This window comes from Pantoea sp. C8B4, from assembly GCF_051336905.1.
Classification (GTDB): domain Bacteria; phylum Pseudomonadota; class Gammaproteobacteria; order Enterobacterales; family Enterobacteriaceae; genus Pantoea; species Pantoea rwandensis_B.
This window is the reverse complement of sequence record NZ_JBGMNK010000003.1, coordinates 129,656-152,666: the sequence shown is the minus strand read 5'-3', so window position 1 is coordinate 152,666 and position 23,011 is coordinate 129,656. Positions and strand designations below refer to the sequence as shown.

The window sequence follows — 23,011 nt, the reverse complement described above, 5'->3', positions numbered from 1 at the left end:
TGACGTGGGCAAAAATCGCAGGATTTCGATGCAAAAAGGTTCGATCTTTGAGTTCGACTTCTCTATAATCTTGCGACCCCACGTTACAGCATCGGTTTTCTTTCCCAAGAACTCGATGTGATCCGGTAACTCACTTGAAGGGGTGGCTTGCTGGGCAAAATGGTCGTGTGAGCCTCAATCGTTTACTTAGCGTTTGGGATTTCACCAACGTGTAACTTTTTATTTGGGTAAGCTTTTCAATGAAAACTTTTACAGCTAAACCAGAAACCGTACAGCGTGACTGGTATGTTGTTGACGCAACGGGCAAAACCTTGGGTCGCCTGGCGACTGAACTGGCGCGCCGTCTGCGTGGTAAGCACAAAGCGGAATACACTCCGCACGTTGATACCGGTGATTACATCATCGTTCTGAACGCTGAGAAAGTTGCTGTAACCGGCAACAAGCGTACTGACAAGATTTACTATCACCACACTGGCCACATCGGTGGTATCAAGCAAGCGACCTTTGCAGAGATGATCGAGCGCCGTCCTGAGCGTGTGATTGAAATCGCGGTTAAAGGCATGCTGCCGAAAGGCCCACTGGGTCGTGCTATGTACCGTAAACTGAAAGTTTACGCAGGCAACGAGCACACTCACGCGGCGCAGCAACCGCAAGTTCTTGACATTTAATCGGGATTATAGGCAATGGCTGAAACTCAAAACTACGGCACTGGTCGCCGCAAAAGCTCTGCCGCTCGCGTCTTCATCAAGCCGGGTAGCGGTAACATCGTAATTAACCAGCGCTCACTGGAGCAATACTTCGGTCGCGAGACTGCACGCATGGTCGTGCGTCAGCCGCTGGAGCTGGTTGATATGGTTGGTAAATTTGACCTGTACATCACTGTTAAAGGTGGTGGTATTTCTGGTCAGGCTGGTGCGATCCGTCACGGTATCACACGCGCTCTGATGGAATACGACGAGTCTCTGCGTCCTGAACTGCGTAAAGCGGGCTTCGTTACCCGTGACGCACGTGAAGTTGAACGTAAGAAAGTCGGCCTGCGTAAAGCACGTCGTCGTCCGCAGTTCTCTAAGCGTTAATTGTTGCTGCTTCGGCAGACACAATTTGCTCAAAAAACCCGCTTCGGCGGGTTTTTTATTGCCGCCATTCACGATTTTTCACGCTAAAAACGCGAGCTTTACCCGCATTTTGCCCGCAAATCATTATCCCTGCCCCACAAGCTGCTTAAAATCTGGTAAACTCACTGACACTTTGCGCCCGCAAGCCGGAGCGTTGTGCGCGTTATTTCTGTCGGGACGACGGAAAAGCGCCACTGACGTTGGCTGTGTGCGAATCTGATGAGCAGGTGAGTCGCCGCGTGGTTGGCTATTCGCAGTATCTTTTTGTGAACAAACTTGGAGGTTTTCATGGCTGTCGCTGCCAACAAACGTTCGGTAATGACGCTGTTTTCTGGTCCGACTGACATTTTTAGCCATCAAGTACGTATTGTACTGGCTGAAAAGGGCGTCAGCGTGGAGATCGAGCAGGTTGAAACGGATAACCTGCCGCAGGATCTGATTGACCTCAACCCGTATCGCACTGTACCAACGCTGGTCGACCGTGAACTGACGTTGTATGAATCACGCATCATCATGGAATACCTGGATGAGCGTTTCCCGCATCCACCGCTGATGCCTGTTTATCCGGTTGCCCGTGGTGAAAGCCGCCTGATGATGCACCGCATCGAGCAGGACTGGTACACGCTGATGCGTGCTATCGAAACCGGTAACAATGCTGAAGCCGATGCTGCACGCAAACAACTGCGTGAAGAGCTGCTGGCGATTGCCCCGCTGTTCTCTCGCACGCCGTTCTTCATGAGCGAAGAGTTCAGCCTGGTTGATTGCTACCTGGCACCGCTGCTGTGGCGCCTGCCGCAAATGGGCGTTGAACTGGTTGGTGCCGGTTCTAAAGAGCTGAAAGGCTACATGACGCGCGTATTTGAACGTGACTCTTTCCTCGCTTCATTAACGGAAGCGGAACGTGAAATGCGCCTGCAAGCCCGGGGCTAATGTATGGAAATGTCGCAACTAACGGCTCGTCGTCCGTATCTGCTGCGTGCGTTTTATGACTGGCTGCTCGACAACCAGTTAACGCCGCATCTGGTGGTCGACATCAATCTGCCTGGTGTGCAGGTGCCGCTGGAGTATGCGCGTGATGGCCAGATCGTTCTGAACATTGCGCCGCGCGCTGTCGGTAACCTCGACCTCGCCAATGACGAAGTGCGTTTCAATGCGCGCTTCGGCGGCGTGCCGCGCCAGGTTTCTGTGCCAATGGCCGCTGTGCTGGCCATCTACGCACGTGAAAACGGTGCAGGTACCATGTTCGAACCGGAACCGGCTTACGAGCTGGAAACCAACGAACAGGAAGGCCAGGAAGAGACGATGATGTCAGTGATTGATGGCGATCGTCCCGACGATGCGGCTGATAACGATCACTCACCGGATGATGAACCGCCACCGCGTGGTGGGCGCCCTTCATTACGCGTGGTGAAGTAAATCGCATGAAATAAAAAACGGGCCAATTGGCCCGTTTTTTTATGGATGCACTTCTCAATAACGGCGCGATTGATCGCGCATCTGAACCGCTGTTACATGGCGCGATTCAGCGTGCTGCGACAGCAGAGGTTAAAAAGGAAGCTCATCAGCTTCCTTTTTATGGGTCTTAGTAGACGTCACGCAGATAGCGTTTATCTTTCTTCAACTGGTCAATATAAGCCGCTGCACGTTCGCTGGAGAGGCCACCAAACTGGCGCACCACTTCATACAGCGCTGCATCCACGTCTTTCGCCATGCGCGAAGCATCGCCACAAACATAGAAGTACGCGCCATCCTGCAGCCAGGCATACAGCTCAGCGCCTTTTTCCAGCATACGGTTCTGCACGTAGATCTTCTCTTCCTGATCGCGTGAAAACGCCAGGTCGAGATGTGTTAACAGACCGCTTTGCTGCCAGCCGTTAAGCTCATCTTCATAGATGTAGTCGTGTTCCTGATGCTGATCGCCGAAGAATAACCAGTTCTTGCCGTCGGCGCCGGTTGACTGACGTTCCTGCAGGAAGGCACGGAATGGTGCAATACCGGTGCCAGGGCCAACCATGATCAGCGGAGCATTGCCGTTAGCCGGCACGCGGAACGCTTTGTTTGGCGAAATAAAGATCGCTGGCTTCTCGCCACGGCGCACGCGCTCGGCCAGATAGGTAGAGCAGACGCCTTTACGCTCACGGCCACCGCTGTGATAGCGCACGGAAGCAATCGTCAGGTGCACCTGATTCGGATGGGTTTTGGAGCTGGAAGAGATGGAGTACGCACGGTGTTGCAACGGACGCAGCATCGCCACGAACTCTGGCACAGACAGGGTGCGCTTCAGCTCAAGCTGCAGCAGGTCCAGCGTGTCTTTGCCCCACAGCCAGTTAGCCAGGGTGTCTTTATCGTCGTGCTGTAATACGTGCAGCAGTTCCTGGTTGGCAGTGTGCTGACCCACCCACTCAATCAGCTTGCGCGATGGTTCGGAGATCTCGAACTGGTAGGTCAGCAGGTCGCCGAGGTTACGATCAAAGCCTGGCACCGGGGTTTCATAGTCCGCTTTCAGCTCGCTCAGCAACAGGCTAACCAGCTCAGCATCGTTCACTGGGATGACGCCCAACGCGTCACCGGCTTCATATTTCAGGCCACTGTCAGTGAGATCGAATTCAAAGTGGCGAATATCTTTCGCCGATGATTCGCCAGACAGACGCTTGTTCGTCGCCAGCGCTGCAGCATAAGGGTTTTGCTTGTTGCTACCTGGAATCACCGGCGCTTCTGGCGCGCTCTCTAACACCGTGCCGCTGCTGCCGGCACTGGCGGCAAACTGTGGCATTGCGTCGCCAATCCATGCGCTGGAAGGCTCCTCGAAGTCGATATCGCAATCGATACGGTCAAAGACGCGCTTAGCACCCAGCTGTTCCAGACGCATATCGAAGAATTTACCGGCCTGACAGAAGCCATCGTAGCCGGTATCGCCGATCGCCAGGATAGCAAAGTGCATCTGCTCCAGACGCGGCGCGGTGCTGGCTGAGAGTGCTTGCCAGAACAGCTGGGCATTGTCCGGCATCTCGCCTTCACCGTAGGTGGAGGTGACAATCAGCACATGACGCATGGTGGCGAACACGTCCAGGTCTACTTCGCCCAATGCCTGAACCACCGGCACCAGACCTTTGGCACGCGCGGCTTTAGCGGCAGTTTGCGCCAGCGCTTCTGCGTTGCCGGTCTGTGAACCGAACAGAATGTGCAACTGCGTGTTGGTGGCGCCACCGGCCGCAGGTGCCGTCTGCTTATCTTCTAATACCAACAGACGCGAATGGAGACCGGCGAGAAAACCCGCCAGCCAGTATTTCTGTTCGCCGTTAAACGGCGCATCTTCAGGAATGTAAGGAATCTTCATGGATATCTGTACTCAAACCCGTCTCGTGATGTTCAGTCAATATACACACATTCATTGGTGCTGCTATCAGGAAAGTTTCCCGACAGCAGCGGCGATTTCTGGCAGCGCGGCGCGTGCAAACAGCTCTTCGAAATCAGGCAGATGGCCAAGCACCTCACGGTTGCGGGCATCCTGATAAATGATCCAGCCATAGGTCGCCAGGCTGTCCATGGAGCGAATGTTGCGTTGCGTTAATGCTGCTTTGTAATCGGACATACGTTTTGCTGCAATCAGGCTAGCCAGTTCGTCATCGCTGTAGCTTTCAATCGCTGAGCGTGCATGGCGTTGCAGTTTGCTCACCAGCGCGAAGTCTTCCGTCATCAGCAAATTGCGTACCGCTTTCTCAACCGCAGGGTCTTCAACGGCAGTACCTTTTGGCAGTTTGCCAAGCGCCAGTTGCTGCGCGAAGCTCAATACGGTGTAGTTGTTGAGCAGCACGAACATTTCCGCTGTATCCGTCGCACCGTAAGCCGGTACGGCGCCATCCGCAATGGTTTTGCCGGTGCGCCATGCTGCCTTGAATTTGGCAACCTGATGCGCAGCCAGTGAGGTTGACAGCTCTTCCAGCAAATCCTTACGTGATTTCGCTTTCAGGATCTCGCCACCGTCTTGGTACAGCAGCAGCGAGCGCGGCATTACGTAGACAAAGTGGTGGCACTCGGTTTCCCAATTCTCCAGCAGCCAGGCTGCGCGCGGCGAGTGGGTGGCTTCCAGGTGCCAGTTCAGCATGGTCAGCACTGCTTGCTTGTGAACCTGCGCCAATTCATCTTCGTCAGCGATTGAACCGAACAGCACGGAATCACCCGCTGCGTGTCCTGCCAGTGCACCGTACGGGTCATACTGGTAAGCGAAACCACCGCTCATGCCGTTGCCGAAACCTTTACCAAAGGTGCCGAGGTTGAGAATCGCACCGTTAGTCATGTATTCGCAGCAGAAATCACCGACGCCTTCGACTACCGCAGTAGCGCCAGAGTTACGAACCGCGAAACGGTCGCCCGCCTGGCCTTGTACGAACAAACGGCCACCGGTCGCACCAAACAGCGCGAAGTTACCGATCAGCACGTTGCCGTCGCTGTCTTGTGCGCCGCCGCCCGGTGACATCACCACCAGTTCGCCACCGCATTGACCTTTGCCCACGCCATCGTTACAGGTGCCGTAGTGCTTCATCTGCATACCATCGTTGCAGAAGGCACCGAATGACTGACCGGCAGAACCGCTGGTGTGGATATTCACAGTGCGCGGTGCCAGGTAATGACGGCCGCGATCGTCTTTGAACACCGCTGGCAGTGCAGCACGTTGTTCAGCTGACAGTTCGTGGTTGAGCATGCGCTCGATGTCGATGGCCAACTGGCCGCCCACGCTCTTGTTACGGTTGTTCAGGGTAATGCCTGCGCCGAGTGCGATATCGCGGCTCGCCTGGTCGATCAGCTGCGTTTTCAGCTCTTCAACCCAGCCATCATCCAGCTCAAAATCTTTTTCCAGATAGACCGGCTTCGCGATTTTCTGCTCTGGCACCACGGTCAACATCGCACGCAGATCCAGCTTGCCGACTTCCAGTGGGTGATCCATCAGGTGCAGCAGGTCAGAGCGGCCACGGGCTTCGCGCAGTGAACGCAGGCCAAGGCGTGCGAGGAATTCACGCACTTCTTGCGCCACGTTAACGAAGTACTGCGCCAGCTGGCGCGGATCGCCATCAAAGGCTTCGGCGTTAGTGGTTAAACCGGCCGGGCATTTAACGTTACAGTTTTTCGCCATCACGCATTTCAGCATCATCAGCGCGGTGGTGCCGAACTCGAAGCTGTCGCCGCCGAGCAGGGCAGATTTGATCACATCACTACCAGTTTGTTGTGCACCGGAGCAGCGCAGCTGCACCTTGTCACGCAGGCCATTAGCACACAGCGCCTGATGTACTTCGGCGATGCCAATCTCGGCAACACGACCAGTGTATTTCAAGCTGGTGACGGAAGCCGCACCAGTACCACCGGTGTTACCTGCCACGTTAATCACGTCGGCACCGGCTTTCGCCACGCCAACCGCGATGGTGCCGATGCCTTCTGAAGACACCAGTTTCACGATGACGCGGACACGTGCGGCTTTACAGTCGTGGATCAGCTGTGCCAAATCCTCGATAGAGTAGGTATCGTGGTGCGGTGGAGGTGAAACCAACTCAACACCTGGTGTACCGCCACGTGCTGCGGCGATCTCCACGGTCACTTTCGGTGCAGGCAGCTGTCCGCCTTCACCTGGCTTCGCGCCTTGACCAATTTTGATCTCCAGCTCTTCCAGCATCGGGTCGGCCAGATAAGCCGCCCATACGCCGAAACGACCGGATGCCAACTGCTTGATGCGTGAAGCGCGGATGGTGCCGTGACGCGAATAGTGCTCGCCACCTTCACCACAGTTACTCATGCCGCCGACCATGTTAGTGCCGTGCGCCACGGCTTCGTGCGCAGGCGCAACCAGCGCTCCGTGGCTCATCGCACCGGAGGCGAAAGTGCGGGTAATTTCGTGTGCCGGCTGGATCTCTTCCAGTGGCAGCGAAGGCAACGCGGTAAAGATCAGTGACAGGTAATCTGCCGCTTTACCGTAAGCGGTGATGTGCAATACACCATCGGCCACGCTGCTGCTTTCGATCTCGTCGCTAAAGCGGGTTTTCAGTGCACGTGCCAGCGCTTCCAGACGTTCATCTTCTGGCTTCAGGCCCGCGATGGAATCAATCAGGCGCAGCTCGAACTGGTTCAGGCTGCCTTCCACGGCTTCACACTTCAATCCACGGGTGGCAAAACCGTTGTTGACCAGTGAGTAACGGCCGAGTTTGCGACCAAACTCCGCTTCGCTGTCAACGTGGGTCAAATCACACGGCAGCGCGAGGATGTCACGCAGCGCCGCTGGGCGACGTTTACGCTCGGCGTGCATCAGGCTGGAGAATTGACGGTAATCCGGCGTGATCGCCAGTGAGTCAATGATCTCGTTCGGGATGCGTTCGAAGCTGCTGTCTTTGAATGCGTCAGCTTTAATGCTGAAGGCATTGTCCAGTTTGGCCAGCGTCATCAGACGGATGAAGTTGTCCTCTTCGCGTGCTTTGTCCGCGAAGCGAATCGGCTGTTCCGTCATATCAATAAAGGTACGCACGGCGATGGTGCCGTAAGAGTGACCTGCACCTTCCGCACGCTCTTTGAACAGACCCAGCAGTGGCACTTCGGCCTCGCCCTGAATTTTCAGTGCGCTCTGGTGCCAGTCAACCGCCATCTGGGCGATAGCCGGGAAGCCCGCGCCACCGACCGGTGTTTTAATATTCGGGAAGTACTTCTTCAGAACCGGATCGTCGGTATTCAGGAAGTTAGGTTCAAAGAATTCACCACAGCTGTAGCTCTCAACGGTACAGAGACCCACTTTACCCATGGTCTTCATCAAGGCTTTTTCGGCTGCTTTGGCATAGCGTTTGAAGGCTTTGTTACCTTCTTCACCTTCGCCATATTTCTCTTCCGCGCGCATCTGTACGCCCAGCGGGTAAACCGCAGACGCACCAAAGCCCAAGGTTGCAGCGATGTGGTGTGAAGAGATGCTCTGGCCGCTTTCTACCACCAGAGAAACATCCAGACGCAGACCTTCCTGCACCAAACGCTGGTTGATGGCAGAGACCATCAACAGCATAGGAATCGCCGCGTGAGTTGTAGAGATGTGGCGGTCGGTGATCACCGCAATGCCGCCCTGCTGGCGTGCGAAATCCACGACCTGCTGTGCCAGATTATCAATGGCGTTTTCCAGCGCTTTGGCGTTGGCGGCGCGGCTGACGATATCTTTGCCGATGACCGGCTCATACAACATCTCGAAACGCGCATAAGGTGCGACGGTTTGCTCGCGCAGACGCAGCATATCGAGGTGTGTCAGGATCGGCGTGGGCACGATAACCTGCTGACCTTTACTGCGGCCCAAGTGGGGCTTCGCACCCAGTGCCACGCGCAACGTCATGCCGTCCGCTTCACGGATGGAATCCAGCGGCGGGTTGGTGACCTGAGCAAAGCGTTGTGAGAAGTAGTGCGCCATGCCGCCTTCGTGGTCGGACAGGCCATTGATGGCGTTGCCGTAACCCATCGCCGAGATCTTCTCAGCGCCGGTTTGCAGCATCGGGTCCATCATGAATTTGAAGCTTTCCTGGTTGTAGTAGTACGCCACAAAACGCTGATAGGTTTTGAGGTCACCACGATAGCGCAGCGGTGAACCCAGCTGCTCTGCCTGAATCTCCGGCAGATCGTGCAAGTCCACGCGAGCCGCGCTCAGCAGTGAAAGGTAATCTTTCTCTGCTGCCAGTTTTTCCAGCGCTTCCACCGTGGTGTAAGAGCGTTTTTCTTTGTGATCGTAATAGAGCATGCCGCCCGCTTCGATACGGCCACGACGCAGTACGCTTTCCGGTGGGAAGGCAATCTGACCCGCTTCGGACATCGCACCGATGTACTCGGCGGTTTCGACAGAACGCAATGGGCGCAGGCCCAGGCGGTCAAGGCGTGCCCCGATCACTTCGCCATTACCGAAGATCAACGCTGCCGGGCCATCGTTCTTCTCTTCATACAGAGAGAAGTACTCCAGCATCGCGCGCACTTCATTTGACAGTGAGGTGTCGTTTTCCCACGCTGGCGGCATCATTGAGACGACGGCGTTGATCAGGTCGAGGTTATCTTCCATCAAACGGCTATGAATGCTTTGGTCCAGACGCGAACTGTCGGACTGGCCTTTCGGACGCACGATTTTCTTACCGCGCGCCAGCATCAATGCCGCTTCTGCGATGCGGTTTTTACGGTCGGTGTTCAGCTCACCATTGTGAGCCATCAGGCGGAACGGCTGTGCCATGGTGGTGTGTGGATCGGTGTTGGTGGAGAAGCGGGTATGGAAGAACAGCCCGCGCACCTGATGGTCAACATCGGTCAAATCTTTGAAGTACGGAATCACTTCATTTGAGTTCAGGCGTGCTTTGAATACCTGAGTACGGGAAGAGAGCGACAGCGGATAGAGACCGCCGAATTCGCTTTCTGTAAAGGCACGCGCTTCGATATCCAGCAGCGCACGATAGATGTGACGCTCGAATTCGATCTGTTCAGTGACTTCCTGTGGCGCCGCAAAAATCCACTGCACAATCGGCAGCTGGAATGGCAGGGCGGCTGGACGTGTCACGCTGCCGTCCAGTGGCATATCGCGTTTCATCAGCACAGGGAAGTTATGGGCGGCCAGAGTTTCTTCGACCAGACGCTCTGCGTTAGCACGCAGCTCGGCATCTTTTGGCACAAAGAAGTTACCCACGCCAAAGCGGCCGGCTTCCAGTGGCTGGCCTGTCACTTTGCGGAAGAAGTTCAGAGAAAGGTCGACGTTGACACCTGCGCCATCGCCCACGCCCTCAGCAGACATACCGCCACGGTGCGGTACTGTGCACAGTGCGCTGTGCGCCATCTGCAGGATCTCATGGGTCTGCTCGCCGTCCTTACGGGTAATAAACCCAACACCACAGCTATCACTACCGGCTGAGGGATCATACAAACCATAGGGATGAGGTTTTTGAGTGGACATTGAGGGTCTCCTTAAACTGCTTTTGACATTACCTGCATTATTTCAAGCACAGAGCACTGCTGCGTGCTGTATCAAATTCGTTTTCGCCGCTTAAACGCGGACGTCGCAATACCGAGCAAAGGCTCTCAAGAGAGTATGGTCTCGTCCTTGATGAGCTGCTCTTACTTCCGGTCTCTTACGGGAGATAACTTGCATCCAGAGGGAGTTTCTTGCTGCATAGATATGCCGAGACACAGTCCCGACTGGAAAGCATCCAGCGGAATTCCAACTTATCGGGAAAGCGAACTCAGGTCAAATAGCCAGCTTTGTTGCGGGTAATCGGCTGTTTTGCCAATTAACTTTATGATTATGAACAATTTATTACGTAAATAACTGTCAATCTGACGATTCTGATTCCCCTATGAAGTGTGAGCCGTCTCACTGTGAGGTACGCCTCAGATATCTAAACAATGCTGAATAACTGCATTCAATCAGCATAAAATTCTGTTGGGGCGGTTTCACGCACAGCATGTATCTGTTTTTCTTATGGCGTCATATTTGAATCAAAATAGGGCTGTCATTAGTAAAATTAATCAGGCTGATTGTGAGTAAAATGGCGCTAAAGTTGAATGAATATGCAATAACAAGGCCCAGCCATCAGATGAAATGGCTGCCGGAGGGAGGAATAGCACGGGATGTTACAAAAGGGTCGCAAAAGCGCGGCCCTCCAGATTATTCAGTTGGCAGATTTAGTCAAGCGCTTTACGCATAACGACGCGAACATCGGCGAAAAGGCGCTGCGATGCACCATAATGAGGCAAAATCAGCAGGCAATGACACGCTGAGTCGGCGCAGTGCCGCGATAATTACGCTATCATGAGCCAGATTTCGTTCAGGGAGCTCGTGATGAAACAGATTCGTCTTTTAGCGCAGTACTACGTTGATTTGATGGTCAAGCTGGGGCTGGTGCGTTTCTCGCTGCTATTAGCCTCAGCACTGGTGGTGCTGGCGATGGTGGTGCAAATGGCTGTCACCATGGTACTGCGTGGCCATGTTGAGAGTATCGATGTGGTGCGTTCGGTGTTCTTCGGCCTGTTGATCACGCCCTGGGCCGTCTATTTTCTCTCGGTGGTGGTTGATCAGTTGGAAGAGTCTCGCCAGCGCCTGACGAAGCTGGTCGATAAGCTGGAAGAGATGCGCACGCGCGATCTTGAACTCAATCAGCAAATGAAAGAGACCATCGCTCAGCTGAATCAGGAAATTAACGATCGTATCAAAGCGGAGCAGGCCCGCGAGCAGGTGATGGATAAACTGCGCGAAGAGATGGCGCGCCGTGAACAGGCGCAAATCGAGCTGGAACAGCAATCCTCTTTCCTACGCTCCTTCCTCGATGCCTCACCGGATTTGGTGTTCTATCGCAACATCGACAAGCAGTTCTCGGGCTGTAACCGCGCGATGGAGCTGCTAACGGGCATGAGCGAGAAGCAACTGATTGGCCTGACGCCGCGCGACATTTATGATGAAGATGCCGCCTCCAAGGTGCTGGAGACGGATGAAAAGGTATTCCGCCATAACGTCTCCCTGACGTACGAACAGTGGCTGCAATATCCTGATGGGCGCAAAGCCTGCTTCGAAATCCGCAAAGTGCCGTATTACGATCGCGTTGGTAAACGCAGTGGCCTGATGGGCTTTGGTCGCGATATTACTGAGCGTAAGCGTTATCAGGACGCGCTGGAGAATGCCAGCCGTGAGAAGACCACCTTTATTTCAACCATCAGCCATGAACTGCGTACGCCACTGAATGGCATTGTCGGCTTGAGCCGCATTCTGCTGGACACCGATCTCAATCAGGAACAACTGAAGTACCTGAAAACCATCCATGTCTCGGCCATCACGCTTGGCAACATCTTTAATGACGTGATTGAAGTGGACAAAATCGAGCGCCGCAAAGTGCAGCTGGATAATCAGCCGCTCGATTTCACCGGCTTCCTTGCCGATCTGGAAAACCTCTCCGGTTTACTGGCGCAGCCGAAAGGACTGAAGTTCGTGATGGCACCGGAGCTACCGCTGCCGCACATCATCTCTGCTGACGGCACGCGCCTGCGTCAAATTTTGTGGAACCTGATCGGTAACGCGGTGAAATTCACCCAGCAGGGTGAAATTGTGGTGCGCGTCGCCTATCACCAGGACGAAACGCTGCGCTTTGAAGTGCAGGATTCTGGCATGGGAATTCCGCAGGAAGAGCAGGACAAGATCTTCGCCATGTATTACCAGGTAAAAGATCAGCACGGCGGAAAACCCGCCACCGGTACCGGCATTGGTTTGGCGGTTTCTCGTCGTCTGGCACAGGCGATGGGCGGCGATATTAGCGTGAGTAGTGCGCCGGGGCAGGGCTCATGCTTTGTGGTCGAGATAAATGCACCTCGTGTGGCCGATGAGGTGGAAGACGAAGATCTCGACGACAGCATGCCACTGCCGGCGCTGCACGTATTACTGGTTGAAGATATTGAACTGAACGTCATTGTGGCGCGCTCAGTACTGGAGAAACTGGGATGCAGTGTGGAAGTGGCGATGACCGGCACTGAAGCGCTGGCGATGTTTGATCCGCAGGAATTTGATCTGGTGTTGCTGGATATTCAGCTGCCGGATATGACCGGGCTGGATGTGTCGCGCGCCATTCACCAACGCCATGCTGGCGTGGCGCTGCCGCCGCTGGTGGCACTGACCGCCAACGTGTTGAAGGATAAAAAAGAGTATCTCGACGCCGGTATGGATGATGTGCTGAGTAAACCGCTGGCGGTGCCGGCCTTAACGGCGATGATTAAAAAGTTCTGGGATTACCAGGGCGAACCGGAAGAAGAGATTCAGGCCTCCTCAGACGTACACTCGCGCATGCTGCTCGATGTGGAGATGCTGGAACAGTATATCGAATTGGTCGGCCCAGGATTGATTACACAAAGCCTGACGATGTTTGAACAGATGATGCCGGGGTATCTCGACGTGCTGGATTCCAACATGATGGCGCGCGATCAAAAAGGGATTGCGGAAGAAGGGCATAAAATCAAGGGTGCTGCGGGCTCAGTAGGACTGTTGCATCTGCAGAAACTGGCGAAACAGATACAGTCACCGGAACTGCCAGCATGGTGGGACAACGTGCAGGAGTGGATCGACGAATTAAAACATGAGTGGCTGCATGACGTTAACGTATTACGCGAGTGGGTAGCTGAAAGGGAAAAATCTTCGGACGCCAGAAAAAAATGACCCCAGTCGAAACTGGGGTGCGCGAATACTGCGCCAACACCAGGGAAATGGGTACTGCTGCTATCGTTAGAAGTCGAATGGATCAGCAACAGTATGGTATTGGTTAACGCTTCGAAATCACCTTAACAAATTCGCCAACGCTTGTGACAAGATTCATTAAATTGTGTGAAGTTGAGCAGCGATTAAATACAGAAAACATTAATTTGCTGACACAGTCAAGCAAGGAATTAATTTCTTTGCCGTATTGCACTATTTTTGACCAATTGTTCTGCTTTTTGCCTGAATTTCCTTCAGCCGGAAGCAGGAAAAGCCTGACAGCTGCGCCGAAATTCCTAATCAGCCGAAAAATCAGAGTTAAGTGAGCTTAACATGCTGATATTAGGTAACAAATAAGGTGGTTTTGGTGGGTTATCCAAAACGTTTTGGAAACCCTCTGCAGAAAGTTCCAGTTTAAGGTTTTGCGGTGAAATGTAAACCAAACGGAAGGCTAAATCCTTTACCAGCGTCAGGGCTAATCATGGTGATGTTGACGCGATTTAAGCCACGTTTATTGAAACGGCTGCGCGCATCAGTGCGCTTATTCCAACGCTTTGAAAGTTTATTGTTAAGTATTGTGAAAGTTTAAACGTGATCTTTATCACTTTGTATGAAGTATCCGATTGTAAGGGTTTTGCTGGGTTTTTCACCATGGAACCGATTCCCTCATGATGGAAGTGCTTGATGTGATTGGCTCTAATAGAGGAACGATGATGACGCAGGTAATAACTTCATCTCTAACTTTCACGCGATAAGCGGTAAAGTTTTGCCCAGGATTACAGGTAATCAACATTGTGACCGGGGTGATTGATTAATGCAGGGAACAGGTAAGAGAAAATTGCATGAGTAAGAGTAAAGGGAAAATTGGGCAACGCCTTAAAGTGCTGATTGCTAAAGTGCTGCTGGCGTGGTTGGGAATTTGGCTGGCCGGCATCGTGATCTTTGCCTTTTTACCAGTGCCGTTTTCTGCGGTGATGGTGGAGCGTCAACTGGGCGCCTGGTTCAGTGGCCGGTTCGGCTATGTGGCGCACTCCGATTGGGTCAGCATGGATGAGATTTCTCCGTGGATGGCGCTGGCCGTGATCGCTTCTGAAGATCAAAAATTTCCGGAGCACTGGGGCTTTGATGTTGATGCGATACAAAAAGTGCTGGATAACGATGGCTCAGAACAGATGCGTGGTGCCTCAACGCTGTCGCAGCAGACCGCAAAAAACCTGTTCTTATGGGATGGCCGCAGCTGGGTGCGAAAAGGGTTCGAAGCCGGTTTAACCGTTGGACTCGAAACGGTGTGGACCAAACGCCGCATTCTGACGGTATATTTGAACATTGCGGAGTTTGGCAACGGCGTGTTTGGTGTGGAAGAGGCTTCACAGCGCTACTTCCACAAACCAGCCAGTCGTCTGACGATTTCTGAAGCTGCGCTGCTGGCGGCGGTACTACCAAACCCGATTCGCTTCCGCGCTGATGCACCTTCCGGGTATATACGAATGCGCCAGCAGTGGATAATGCGCCAAATGCGTCAGTTAGGTGGGGAAGGTTTCCTCGCTCGCTACAAATTGCATTAACGACAATTAGTCTTCGTCAAACCCGGCTTCAAACAGCTCAATCACCGCAGCCAGCGCCTCTACTTCCTGCGGGCCGCTGGCTTCAATCTCGATATGGCCGCCTTTCGCGGAGTCGAGCATCAACAGCGCAATCACGCTGCTGGCTTCGGCTTCCGTACCGGCTTCGTTGCGCAGTAGTACCTCTGCGTCAAAACTCTGCACCAACTCGAACAGTTTCATTGCCGGGCGCGCATGCATGCCCAGTTTATTGCGAATCTCAACGACTTGCTTCACGGTCATGATTTACGTTTTTCCAGAGTGCGATGACGAGACTGCACATTTTTGCCGCGTGAACGGAAGTAATCTGCCAGCTGTTCGGCGATGTAAACCGAACGGTGTTTACCACCGGTACAGCCAATCGCGACCGTCAGATAGCTGCGGTTGTTGGTTTCCAGCATCGGCAACCACAGCTCCAGATAGCTGCGCGTCTGGTAAATGAAGTTATGCACTTCAGTGTGGCGGTCGAGGAAAGCCGCAACCGGACGATCAAGCCCGGTCATCGGACGCAGCTTGGGATCCCAGTGCGGGTTTGGCAGGAAACGCACATCGAAGACGTAATCGGCATCAATTGGGATGCCGTGTTTGAAACCGAAGGACTCAAACACCATGGTCAGCTCACGCTCACGTTTGCCTGACAGGCGCGTACGCAGCATTTCAGCCAACTCATGGACCGACATTTCGGAAGTATCGATGATCAGGTCTGCCCGCGAACGCAAAGGCTCAAGCAGGTCACTCTCTTCATCAATCGCGCTTTCCAGTGACAGGTTTTTACTGGAGAGCGGATGGATGCGGCGAGTATCACTGTAACGCCGTATCAGCGTGTTGCGATCGGCGTCCAGGAACAGTAACTGTGGTGAAAACGAATCCGGCAGATTGTTGAGCGCTGTTTCAAACACCTCCGGCGATTCAGGCATGTTGCGCACATCAATGCTGACGGCCGCCGAAATATTGCGCTCTGTTAAGGTGTTCGCTAATTCCGGTAGCAGCACCACGGGCAGATTATCGACACAGTAAAATCCCATGTCTTCCAGGGCACGCAGTGCGACCGATTTTCCTGAGCCTGACCGACCGCTAACGATCATCAGCACCATCACATTTCTCCCGTTTTAAACCGACGAATAGGCCGGTAAATGTGTCTGTCGCTTAAGAGTGTTCTTCCTGAGCTTCTGTGATAATGGCATAGAGTTCTTCATCACTCTGTGCCGCACGCAAACGGCGGCAGACGGTTTTGTCCGCCAGACGTTTAGCGACCAGCGACAGCGTATGCAAATGGGTTTTGCACTGGTCTGCAGGCACCAGCAGAGCAAACAGCAGGTCAACCGGCTGATTGTCCACGGCGTCAAAGGCGATCGGTTGGTCGAGGCTGATAAACACGCCAACGGCGCGCAGCGTATCCTCCTCCAGCTTACCATGCGGAATGGCGATACCGTTGCCAATGCCCGTACTGCCCATACGTTCGCGGGTCAGAATGGCTTCAAATAGTGTCTGGTGCGGCAGATTGAGCTGCTTTGCTGCCAACTCGCTGATAATTTCCAGCGCGCGTTTTTTACTCTGGCAGTGTACGCCGCTACGGGTACAGTCCAGTGAGAGGACCGAGCTCAATTCCAGTGTCAGATCGTTGTTCATCATCGTTTCACTTGCGAGTTCACATAGCCGCAAGGTTAACGCCATTCATAGCACAATGGCGAGTCTCCCGTTGGCGCTTGCGCAGATGACAAAACGGGGCGGTTAACCCGCCCCATTTGCGCTCTGAGTGCCGAATCGGTCAGCACTCTGCAAGCATGAAGGTTAGTGTTTTTTCAGTTTGTCTTTGTGTTTGGTCAGCTGACGGGAAAGCTTGTCGATTAACCCGTCGATGGCCGCATACATGTCTTCCGCTTCCCCTGTGGCGTGCAGCTCTCCGCCGTTGACGTGCAGTGTTGCTTCCGCAATCTGCGTCACCTTCTCCACTTTCAGAACAATATAAACCTGATTGATACGATCAAAGTAGTGTTCCAGTTTGGCAAATTTGCTATTTACAAATTCGCGCAGCGGTTCAGTGATTTCAACATTCAGTCCGGTCAGGTTTAGCTGCATAGGTCTTCCTTCTTCGTTCGGTCAAACCAACTGCTTGCGCTGGTTTGATGGCGGTATAGATAAAGACTCGCGATATTTAGCAACCGTACGTCGCGCCACCATGATGCCCTGATCGGATAACATGGAGGTGAGTTTGCTGTCGCTCAAGGGTTTTGCGGGGTTTTCCGCGGAGATCAATTTCTTCACCAGTGCACGGATCGCCGTGGAAGAGGCTTCGCCACCGCCTTCGGTATTCACATGGCTGGAGAAAAAATATTTTAATTCAAAGATGCCACGCGGGCTGTGCAAGTACTTTTGCGTGGTCACACGGGAAATGGTGGATTCATGCATATCCACGGCCTGGGCGATATCAGCCAGCACCATCGGCCGCATGTATTCCTCGCCCTGTTCAAAGAACGCCTGCTGCTGCTCGACAATACAACGCGTCACTTTGAGCAGTGTGTCGTTGCGGCTTTCGAGGCTTTTAATCAGCCATTTGGCTTCCTGCAAATTACTGCGAATGAATTGGCTGTCGCTGTCGTTACGCGCGGAGCCGCCCATCGCGGCGTAATGTTGATTGATCTTCAGGCGCGGCAAACTGTCTGAATTCAGTTCAACGGTCCAGCGCTTACTGGTTTTACGCACCAGTACATCAGGAATCACATACTCGGGTTCGCTGGTGTTGATCGATTGGCCGGGACGGGGATCGAGTGACTGAATCAGCAGCATCGCGTCTTTCAGCACCTCTTCCTTGAGGCGTGTGACACGCATCAGGCTGCGAAAATCGTGGTTGGCTAGCAGATCCAGATGTTCACTGACGATCAACCGCGCTTCTGCCAGCATTGGCGCATCGGCCGCGTATTGTGAAAGTTGCACCAGCAAGCAGTCACGTAGATCACGAGCACCGACACCGACAGGATCAAAGCGCTGAACACGCTTCAGCACCGCTTCAACCTCTTCCAGCGTCAGCTCTTCATCACCAATGCTGTCGCAGATGTCCTGGACGGAAACGGTGAGATAGCCCGTGTCATCAATGGCGTCGACAATTGAAGTGGCAATCGCGCGGTCGGTATCCGTAAACGGCGTGAGCTCCACTTGCCACATCAGGTAGTCCTGCAGTGACTGGGTGGTTTCGCCTTGATAAACCGGCAACTCATCATCCTGGTAATCGGTACCCGTGCCAGAAGGCGTGCCTGCGGTGTAGATTTCATCCCAGGTGGCGTCGAGTGGAAGCTCCTCGGGCATCTCTTTCTGTTCGAGGGCTTCACGTGTGTCTAACGAGTCGCTCTCCTGATGCTCACGTGAATCGACTTCTTCATGCAGATCGGTTTGCTCAAGCAGCGGATTGCTTTCCAGCGCCAGTTGCAGTTCCTGCTGGAGTTCAAGCGTAGAGAGTTGCAGCAGACGAATGGCCTGCTGCAACTGTGGGGTCATCGCCAGCTGTTGGCTGAGCCTGAGTTGCAAACCTTGCTTCATAATTCTGCTTGAATTTCCTAAGCAAATGTCGTGAATAACGACACCTTATCAGAGTCTGAACTCTTCGCCCAAATAAACCCGTTTAACCTGCTCATCTGCAAGAATTTCATCCGGCGTACCATGCGCGATCAGATGTCCCTGGCTCACGATGTAAGCACGTTCGCACACCGCAAGCGTTTCACGCACGTTGTGATCGGTGATCAACACGCCAAGACCGCTGTCGCGTAGGTGTTCGATGATTTTTTTGATATCGATGACTGAGATCGGGTCAACACCGGCAAAAGGTTCATCCAGCAGGATAAATTTGGGGTTGGCTGCCAGAGCGCGAGCGATTTCAACACGGCGCCGTTCACCACCGGAAAGCGCCTGGCCCATGCTGTCACGCAGATGCTCAATGTGGAACTCTTCCATCAACTCATTGGCACGATCCTGACGCTGCTCTTCCGTTAAATCATCGCGGATTTGCAACACTGCCATCAAATTGTCGAACACGCTTAGACGGCGGAAGATTGACGCTTCCTGCGGCAGATAGCCAATACCACGGCGCGCTCGCGCATGCAGCGGCAGAATACTGATATCTTCGTCATCGATCACGATGCGGCCTGCATCACGCGGCACAATCCCGACAACCATATAGAATGTAGTGGTCTTGCCGGCACCGTTTGGACCTAGCAGGCCGACAATCTCGCCAGATTTTACCTGCAGGCTGACATCTTCCACCACGCGGCGGCCTTTATAGGCTTTCGCCAGGTTTTCAGCGACTAATGTGGCCATAGCGATCAGTTACTCTTTTTAGGGCTCGTGGACGAGCCGTTTTTGTCCTGCAACTGCGACGGCACCAGTACGGTGGTGACGCGTTTGCTTTCGCCCTGGCTAAACGCCTGCATTTTCTGCTCTTTCACCAGGTAAGTGATGCGATCGCCTTTGATGTTGCTGTCCAGCTGCTGAATGAAGGCATTGCCCGTCAGTTCAACGAAATCGTTCGCCAGCTCATAATGCAGTTTTGAGGCGTGGCCCTGCACGGGTTTGCCGTTATCCTGCATCTGATAGAAGGTGGCGGGAGCGCCGTAGGCATCCACGATAGTTTTTTTACTGTCGCCACCTGGACGTGTGACCACCACCTTGTCAGCGGTGATTTTGATTGAACCCTGGGTCACGATGACATTGCCGGTAAAGGTCGCCACGTTGCCTTGCAGATCCAGCGCCTGATTCACCGAATCAATATTAACAGGCTTGTCAGAATCGCCCGTCAGGGCCAGCGCGGGCAGGCTGGTCGCCAGTAAGGCGCTCACCAACAACAACTTAAGGCTGTTTTTGTTCATTTTGGATTTCATAGGAAGTTTTGACCTTTTCAAGCAGCTGGGCATTCTTGGTTCGTAAATTGCCGCGCATCTTCATGCCAGTGGAATTAAAACTGCGGCCAAATAGGGTGACTTGATCGTCAGATGTCACATCCTGGGTGACCAGATTAACCTGAGCCGTATCGGTAATAATGCGCTCAAGTTGAGAATCCTGGGTCAGGGTATTCACTTCGACGTGACCATATAGATACAGCATACGATCTTTGGTCAGCTTTGCCTTATCGGCACGTATTGTCCAGGTGGGCACTTTATTTTCATCATACGTGGTTGCAACCGGATTATCGAACCAGCTCACCTCATCTGCCGCAAAGTAAGTCACTTTATCCGAGATCAGTTTGTACGCCAGCGCGCCCGTGGGGTTGTACACCACAGAATGGGACTTCTCGCTGGTATAGGTTGGCTCCTGGCTATTGGTCGCCACCGGCGCTTCGCTATCGTCCTGGTTGGTGAGATTCCAGCCGATCAGCACCAGGGCGATCAAGGCCAAAATCAGCGTTATCCAACGCCTGCTCTTACTCATACTGATTGCCCTTTGGCATCCTCAAATTTATTCTGCGCCATCAAAATCAGATCGCAGAGTTCACGTACCGCACCACGGCCACCGGCAATGCGGGTGACGTAGTGTGCACGAGGTAATAACACGGGGTGGGCATCGGCGACAGCCACACTCAAACCGGCCTCCGCCATCACTGGCCAGTCGATCAAATCATCGCCGATGTAAGCCACTTGCTCAGCAGATAATGACAGTTTATCCAGGAGTTCACGCCACGCCAAAAGCTTATCTGATTGTCCCTGATAAAGATGCGTAATGCCGAGCGTCTGGCAACGATCTTCCAGCAGCTTCGCTTTGCGGCCAGTAATAATAGCCACTTCGATATCAGAGGTCAGCAGGCAGCGAATACCATAGCCATCACGGACGTTAAAGGCCTTCAATTCTTCGCCGTTGTTGCCCATGTAAATCACGCCGTCAGACATCACACCGTCGACATCGCAAATCAGCAGGCGAATCCGCGCCGCCCGAGCCATTACATCGGCACTCACCGGGCCATAGCAGGTATCGATCATCGTGGTTTCAACACTCATTCTTTGTTCCTGTTCAAACTACGCCAGCGCGCAGCATGTCATGCATATGTACCACACCGAGCAAACGATCGTCATCGGCGACCAACACCGCAGTGATGTTTTTGTTTTGCATCAGATTCAGTGCGTCGACAGCCAGCATATTCGGACGCACGCGAATCCCGCCGCGCGTCATCACATCCTGAATGCTGGCTGACTGGAAATCGATCCCCATATCGAAGATGCGGCGTAAGTCGCCATCAGTGAAAATGCCTTCGATTTTCATCAGGTCGTCAACAATCACCGTCAGGCCGAGGTTTTTGCGCGTAATTTCCAGCAGCGCATCCCGCAGCGACGCATCGCGGCTGACGTGTGGGATCTCGTCACCACTGTGCATAATATCGCTCACGTGTAGCAGCAGTTTGCGGCCCAGTGCGCCACCGGGATGCGACAGCGCAAAGTCTTCCTGCGTAAAGCCGCGTGCTTCCAGCAGGGCAACCGCTAGCGCATCGCCCATCACCAGCGTGGCGGTAGTACTGGAGGTCGGTGCCAGACCGAGCGGGCACGCTTCCTGCGGAACCTTCACGCATAAATGCACGTCAGCGGCACGCCCCATGGCACTCTCCGGACGACTGGTGAGGCAAATCAACGGCACTTTCTGTCGCTTGAGGACCGGGATGAGGGCCAGAATTTCGTTCGATTCGCCACTATTAGAGATAGCGATCACCACGTCGTTAGCTGTCACCATACCGAGGTCACCATGGCTGGCTTCACCAGGATGAACAAAGAACGAAGACGTGCCGGTGCTGGCGAAAGTCGCTGCCATTTTTGCACCAATATGACCGGATTTGCCCATGCCCATCACCACCACTTTTCCACGGCAGGCAATGATCATTTCGCAGGCGCGGCTAAAGTCGGCATTAATATACTGATCGAGCTGCTCCAGCCCTTCGCGTTCGATGCGCAGTACCGCTTTACCTGCCTGTTGGTAATCAAAAACCGGTTGCTGATGTGACATGGTCAGTCCGTCCTTAATAACTTGTGATGAGCGCAGGGCTGAGCCACAGCCACAGAACCCACGCAATAAATCCCGATAACAAAAGAGAGCCCGCTACGCGGCCAATCCGGCGTTTGCGTAACAGGCAGAGTAGGGCGAACAGCACGCTGACACCTAACATCACCCAGTAATCTCGTGCGAAAGCGTGTGCATCAACGCTGCCGGGGTGCACCAGCGCGGGCAGGCCCAGCACAATGGCCAGATTAAAGATATTAGCGCCAATCAGGTTACCGATAGCGATATCGTCTTCACCTTTCAATGCACCCGCCAGTACGGTTGCCAGTTCAGGCAGGCTGGTGCCCACGGCAATCAACGTCAGACCCATGACCAGCTCGCTGACACCAAAATAGTCGGCAAAAACGGTGGCATTATCGATCACCATCCGCGTCGACATCGGCAGAATAATCAGCGCCACCGCCAGCCACAGAAAGGCCACGGTATTGCCAGCTTCATCGCGCGGCAGTTCAGCCAATTGTTCGCGCGTTAACGTGTCGTTGTTATCCCGCTCTGCGCGGCGGGCGATGCGAATGGCGATCAGCAGATAACCTAACGCAATCAGCAGCAGCGCGATGCCATCAAGTCGACTAAGGTGATTATCAAACAACATAATGCCACTCAGCAGTGAGACCAGCAGCATCAGGGGGAGTTCGCGCCGAATCAGATTGGAGTGCACTGTCAATGGGTGCAACAGTGCGGCACCGCCGAGGATCAGCAGAATATTGGTAATGTTTGAGCCCAGCGCCGTCCCTACAGCTAAATCCATTTGCCCATGCTGCGCTGCAGAAAAAGAAACGATCAGTTCGGGTAACGATGTGCCAATGCTTACCACTGTCATGCCGATGATCAGCGGAGGAATGCCGAAGGATCGACACAGGATCGCGGCACTGAAAACCAGACGGTCAGCACCGTAAGCCAGTAAAATCAATCCAATAAACAGCAGGGCAGTGGCTACGAACATGAAAAATCCTTGATGGATAGGTGTGTCGGCAAACCTTGTCCGACAGGTAAATACATTGCGCGCGCGGAAACAGGCGCTGATTTTGACTGTCTGAGAGGCAAAAGTAAATTTTAAG

At 53.7% G+C, this 23,011-nt stretch carries 19 protein-coding genes; 6 read left to right on the top strand and 13 right to left on the bottom strand.

Annotated elements, in window-relative coordinates; translation table 11 throughout:
* Window positions 1-239: 239 nt before the first annotated feature.
* The 4 genes from rplM (at window position 240) to sspB (ending at window position 2,531) form a co-directional block, all read left to right on the top strand.
* Window positions 240-668, top strand: coding sequence for a 50S ribosomal protein L13 (gene rplM / locus ACCW76_RS05355; RefSeq protein WP_034826650.1), 429 nt, complete (start codon window positions 240-242; stop codon window positions 666-668).
* Window positions 669-683: 15 nt separating this feature from the next.
* Window positions 684-1,076, top strand: coding sequence for a 30S ribosomal protein S9 (gene rpsI, locus ACCW76_RS05350; protein ID WP_034826648.1), 393 nt, complete (start codon window positions 684-686; stop codon window positions 1,074-1,076).
* Between the two features lie 327 nt (window positions 1,077-1,403).
* Complete coding sequence (sspA, locus tag ACCW76_RS05345; RefSeq protein ID WP_034826645.1) at window positions 1,404-2,045, top strand: stringent starvation protein SspA; 642 nt, start codon at window positions 1,404-1,406, stop codon at window positions 2,043-2,045.
* A gap of 3 nt (window positions 2,046-2,048) precedes the next feature.
* Window positions 2,049-2,531: a ClpXP protease specificity-enhancing factor gene (gene sspB / locus ACCW76_RS05340; protein ID WP_034826642.1), complete on the top strand. Its 483-nt coding sequence runs from the start codon at window positions 2,049-2,051 to the stop codon at window positions 2,529-2,531.
* Window positions 2,532-2,697: 166 nt separating this feature from the next.
* On the opposite strand, the gene ACCW76_RS05335 is transcribed toward sspB, so the two are convergent.
* Both ACCW76_RS05335 and ACCW76_RS05330 read right to left on the bottom strand, forming a co-directional pair.
* The gene (locus ACCW76_RS05335) at window positions 2,698-4,452 is read right to left on the bottom strand and encodes a sulfite reductase subunit alpha (RefSeq protein WP_436337960.1); all 1,755 of its coding nucleotides are present in this window, start codon (window positions 4,450-4,452) and stop codon (window positions 2,698-2,700) included.
* A 66-nt stretch (window positions 4,453-4,518) separates the two neighbouring features.
* Complete coding sequence (locus tag ACCW76_RS05330) at window positions 4,519-10,050, bottom strand: glutamate synthase-related protein (RefSeq protein ID WP_436337959.1); 5,532 nt, start codon at window positions 10,048-10,050, stop codon at window positions 4,519-4,521.
* Window positions 10,051-10,935: 885 nt separating this feature from the next.
* On the opposite strand from ACCW76_RS05330, the gene arcB reads away from it, so the two are divergent.
* Window positions 10,936-13,290 (top strand): aerobic respiration two-component sensor histidine kinase ArcB, encoded by a 2,355-nt coding sequence (gene arcB, locus ACCW76_RS05325; protein ID WP_436337958.1) that lies wholly within the window; start codon window positions 10,936-10,938, stop codon window positions 13,288-13,290.
* 878 nt (window positions 13,291-14,168) lie between these two features.
* Complete coding sequence (gene mtgA, locus ACCW76_RS05320) at window positions 14,169-14,891, top strand: monofunctional biosynthetic peptidoglycan transglycosylase (protein ID WP_436337957.1); 723 nt, start codon at window positions 14,169-14,171, stop codon at window positions 14,889-14,891.
* 6 nt (window positions 14,892-14,897) lie between these two features.
* Here mtgA and npr read toward each other — a convergent pair whose 3' ends face one another.
* From npr to ACCW76_RS05265, 11 genes are all read right to left on the bottom strand, one after another.
* Window positions 14,898-15,170 carry a PTS phosphocarrier protein NPr gene (gene npr, locus ACCW76_RS05315; protein ID WP_034826632.1) on the bottom strand — a complete coding sequence of 91 codons (273 nt, stop codon included), beginning with the start codon at window positions 15,168-15,170 and terminating at the stop codon, window positions 14,898-14,900.
* Window positions 15,167-16,021, bottom strand: coding sequence for an RNase adapter RapZ (gene rapZ / locus ACCW76_RS05310; protein WP_038649498.1), 855 nt, complete (start codon window positions 16,019-16,021; stop codon window positions 15,167-15,169). The genes npr and rapZ overlap by 4 nt, the downstream gene beginning before the upstream one ends.
* A gap of 52 nt (window positions 16,022-16,073) precedes the next feature.
* Complete coding sequence (gene ptsN / locus ACCW76_RS05305) at window positions 16,074-16,556, bottom strand: PTS IIA-like nitrogen regulatory protein PtsN (protein ID WP_176505766.1); 483 nt, start codon at window positions 16,554-16,556, stop codon at window positions 16,074-16,076.
* Window positions 16,557-16,718: 162 nt separating this feature from the next.
* Complete coding sequence (gene hpf / locus ACCW76_RS05300) at window positions 16,719-17,006, bottom strand: ribosome hibernation promoting factor (protein WP_034826627.1); 288 nt, start codon at window positions 17,004-17,006, stop codon at window positions 16,719-16,721.
* Window positions 17,007-17,027: 21 nt separating this feature from the next.
* Window positions 17,028-18,461, bottom strand: coding sequence for an RNA polymerase factor sigma-54 (gene rpoN / locus ACCW76_RS05295; protein ID WP_034826625.1), 1,434 nt, complete (start codon window positions 18,459-18,461; stop codon window positions 17,028-17,030).
* A gap of 48 nt (window positions 18,462-18,509) precedes the next feature.
* Window positions 18,510-19,235: an LPS export ABC transporter ATP-binding protein gene (gene lptB / locus ACCW76_RS05290; protein WP_034826621.1), complete on the bottom strand. Its 726-nt coding sequence runs from the start codon at window positions 19,233-19,235 to the stop codon at window positions 18,510-18,512.
* A gap of 5 nt (window positions 19,236-19,240) precedes the next feature.
* Window positions 19,241-19,795 (bottom strand): lipopolysaccharide ABC transporter substrate-binding protein LptA, encoded by a 555-nt coding sequence (gene lptA / locus ACCW76_RS05285; RefSeq protein ID WP_034826619.1) that lies wholly within the window; start codon window positions 19,793-19,795, stop codon window positions 19,241-19,243.
* Window positions 19,764-20,342, bottom strand: a complete 579-nt coding sequence (gene lptC, locus ACCW76_RS05280) for an LPS export ABC transporter periplasmic protein LptC (RefSeq protein ID WP_034826617.1) — start codon at window positions 20,340-20,342, stop codon at window positions 19,764-19,766. Before lptC ends, lptA begins: the two co-directional genes overlap by 32 nt.
* Window positions 20,339-20,905 (bottom strand): 3-deoxy-manno-octulosonate-8-phosphatase KdsC, encoded by a 567-nt coding sequence (kdsC, locus tag ACCW76_RS05275; RefSeq protein ID WP_034826614.1) that lies wholly within the window; start codon window positions 20,903-20,905, stop codon window positions 20,339-20,341. Before kdsC ends, lptC begins: the two co-directional genes overlap by 4 nt.
* Before the next feature lie 13 nt (window positions 20,906-20,918).
* Entirely contained in the window at window positions 20,919-21,899 is a 981-nt protein-coding gene (gene kdsD, locus ACCW76_RS05270; protein WP_034826612.1) for an arabinose-5-phosphate isomerase KdsD, read from the bottom strand.
* Window positions 21,900-21,912: 13 nt separating this feature from the next.
* Window positions 21,913-22,896, bottom strand: a complete 984-nt coding sequence (locus tag ACCW76_RS05265; RefSeq protein WP_034826610.1) for a calcium/sodium antiporter — start codon at window positions 22,894-22,896, stop codon at window positions 21,913-21,915.
* Window positions 22,897-23,011: the final 115 nt, after the last annotated feature.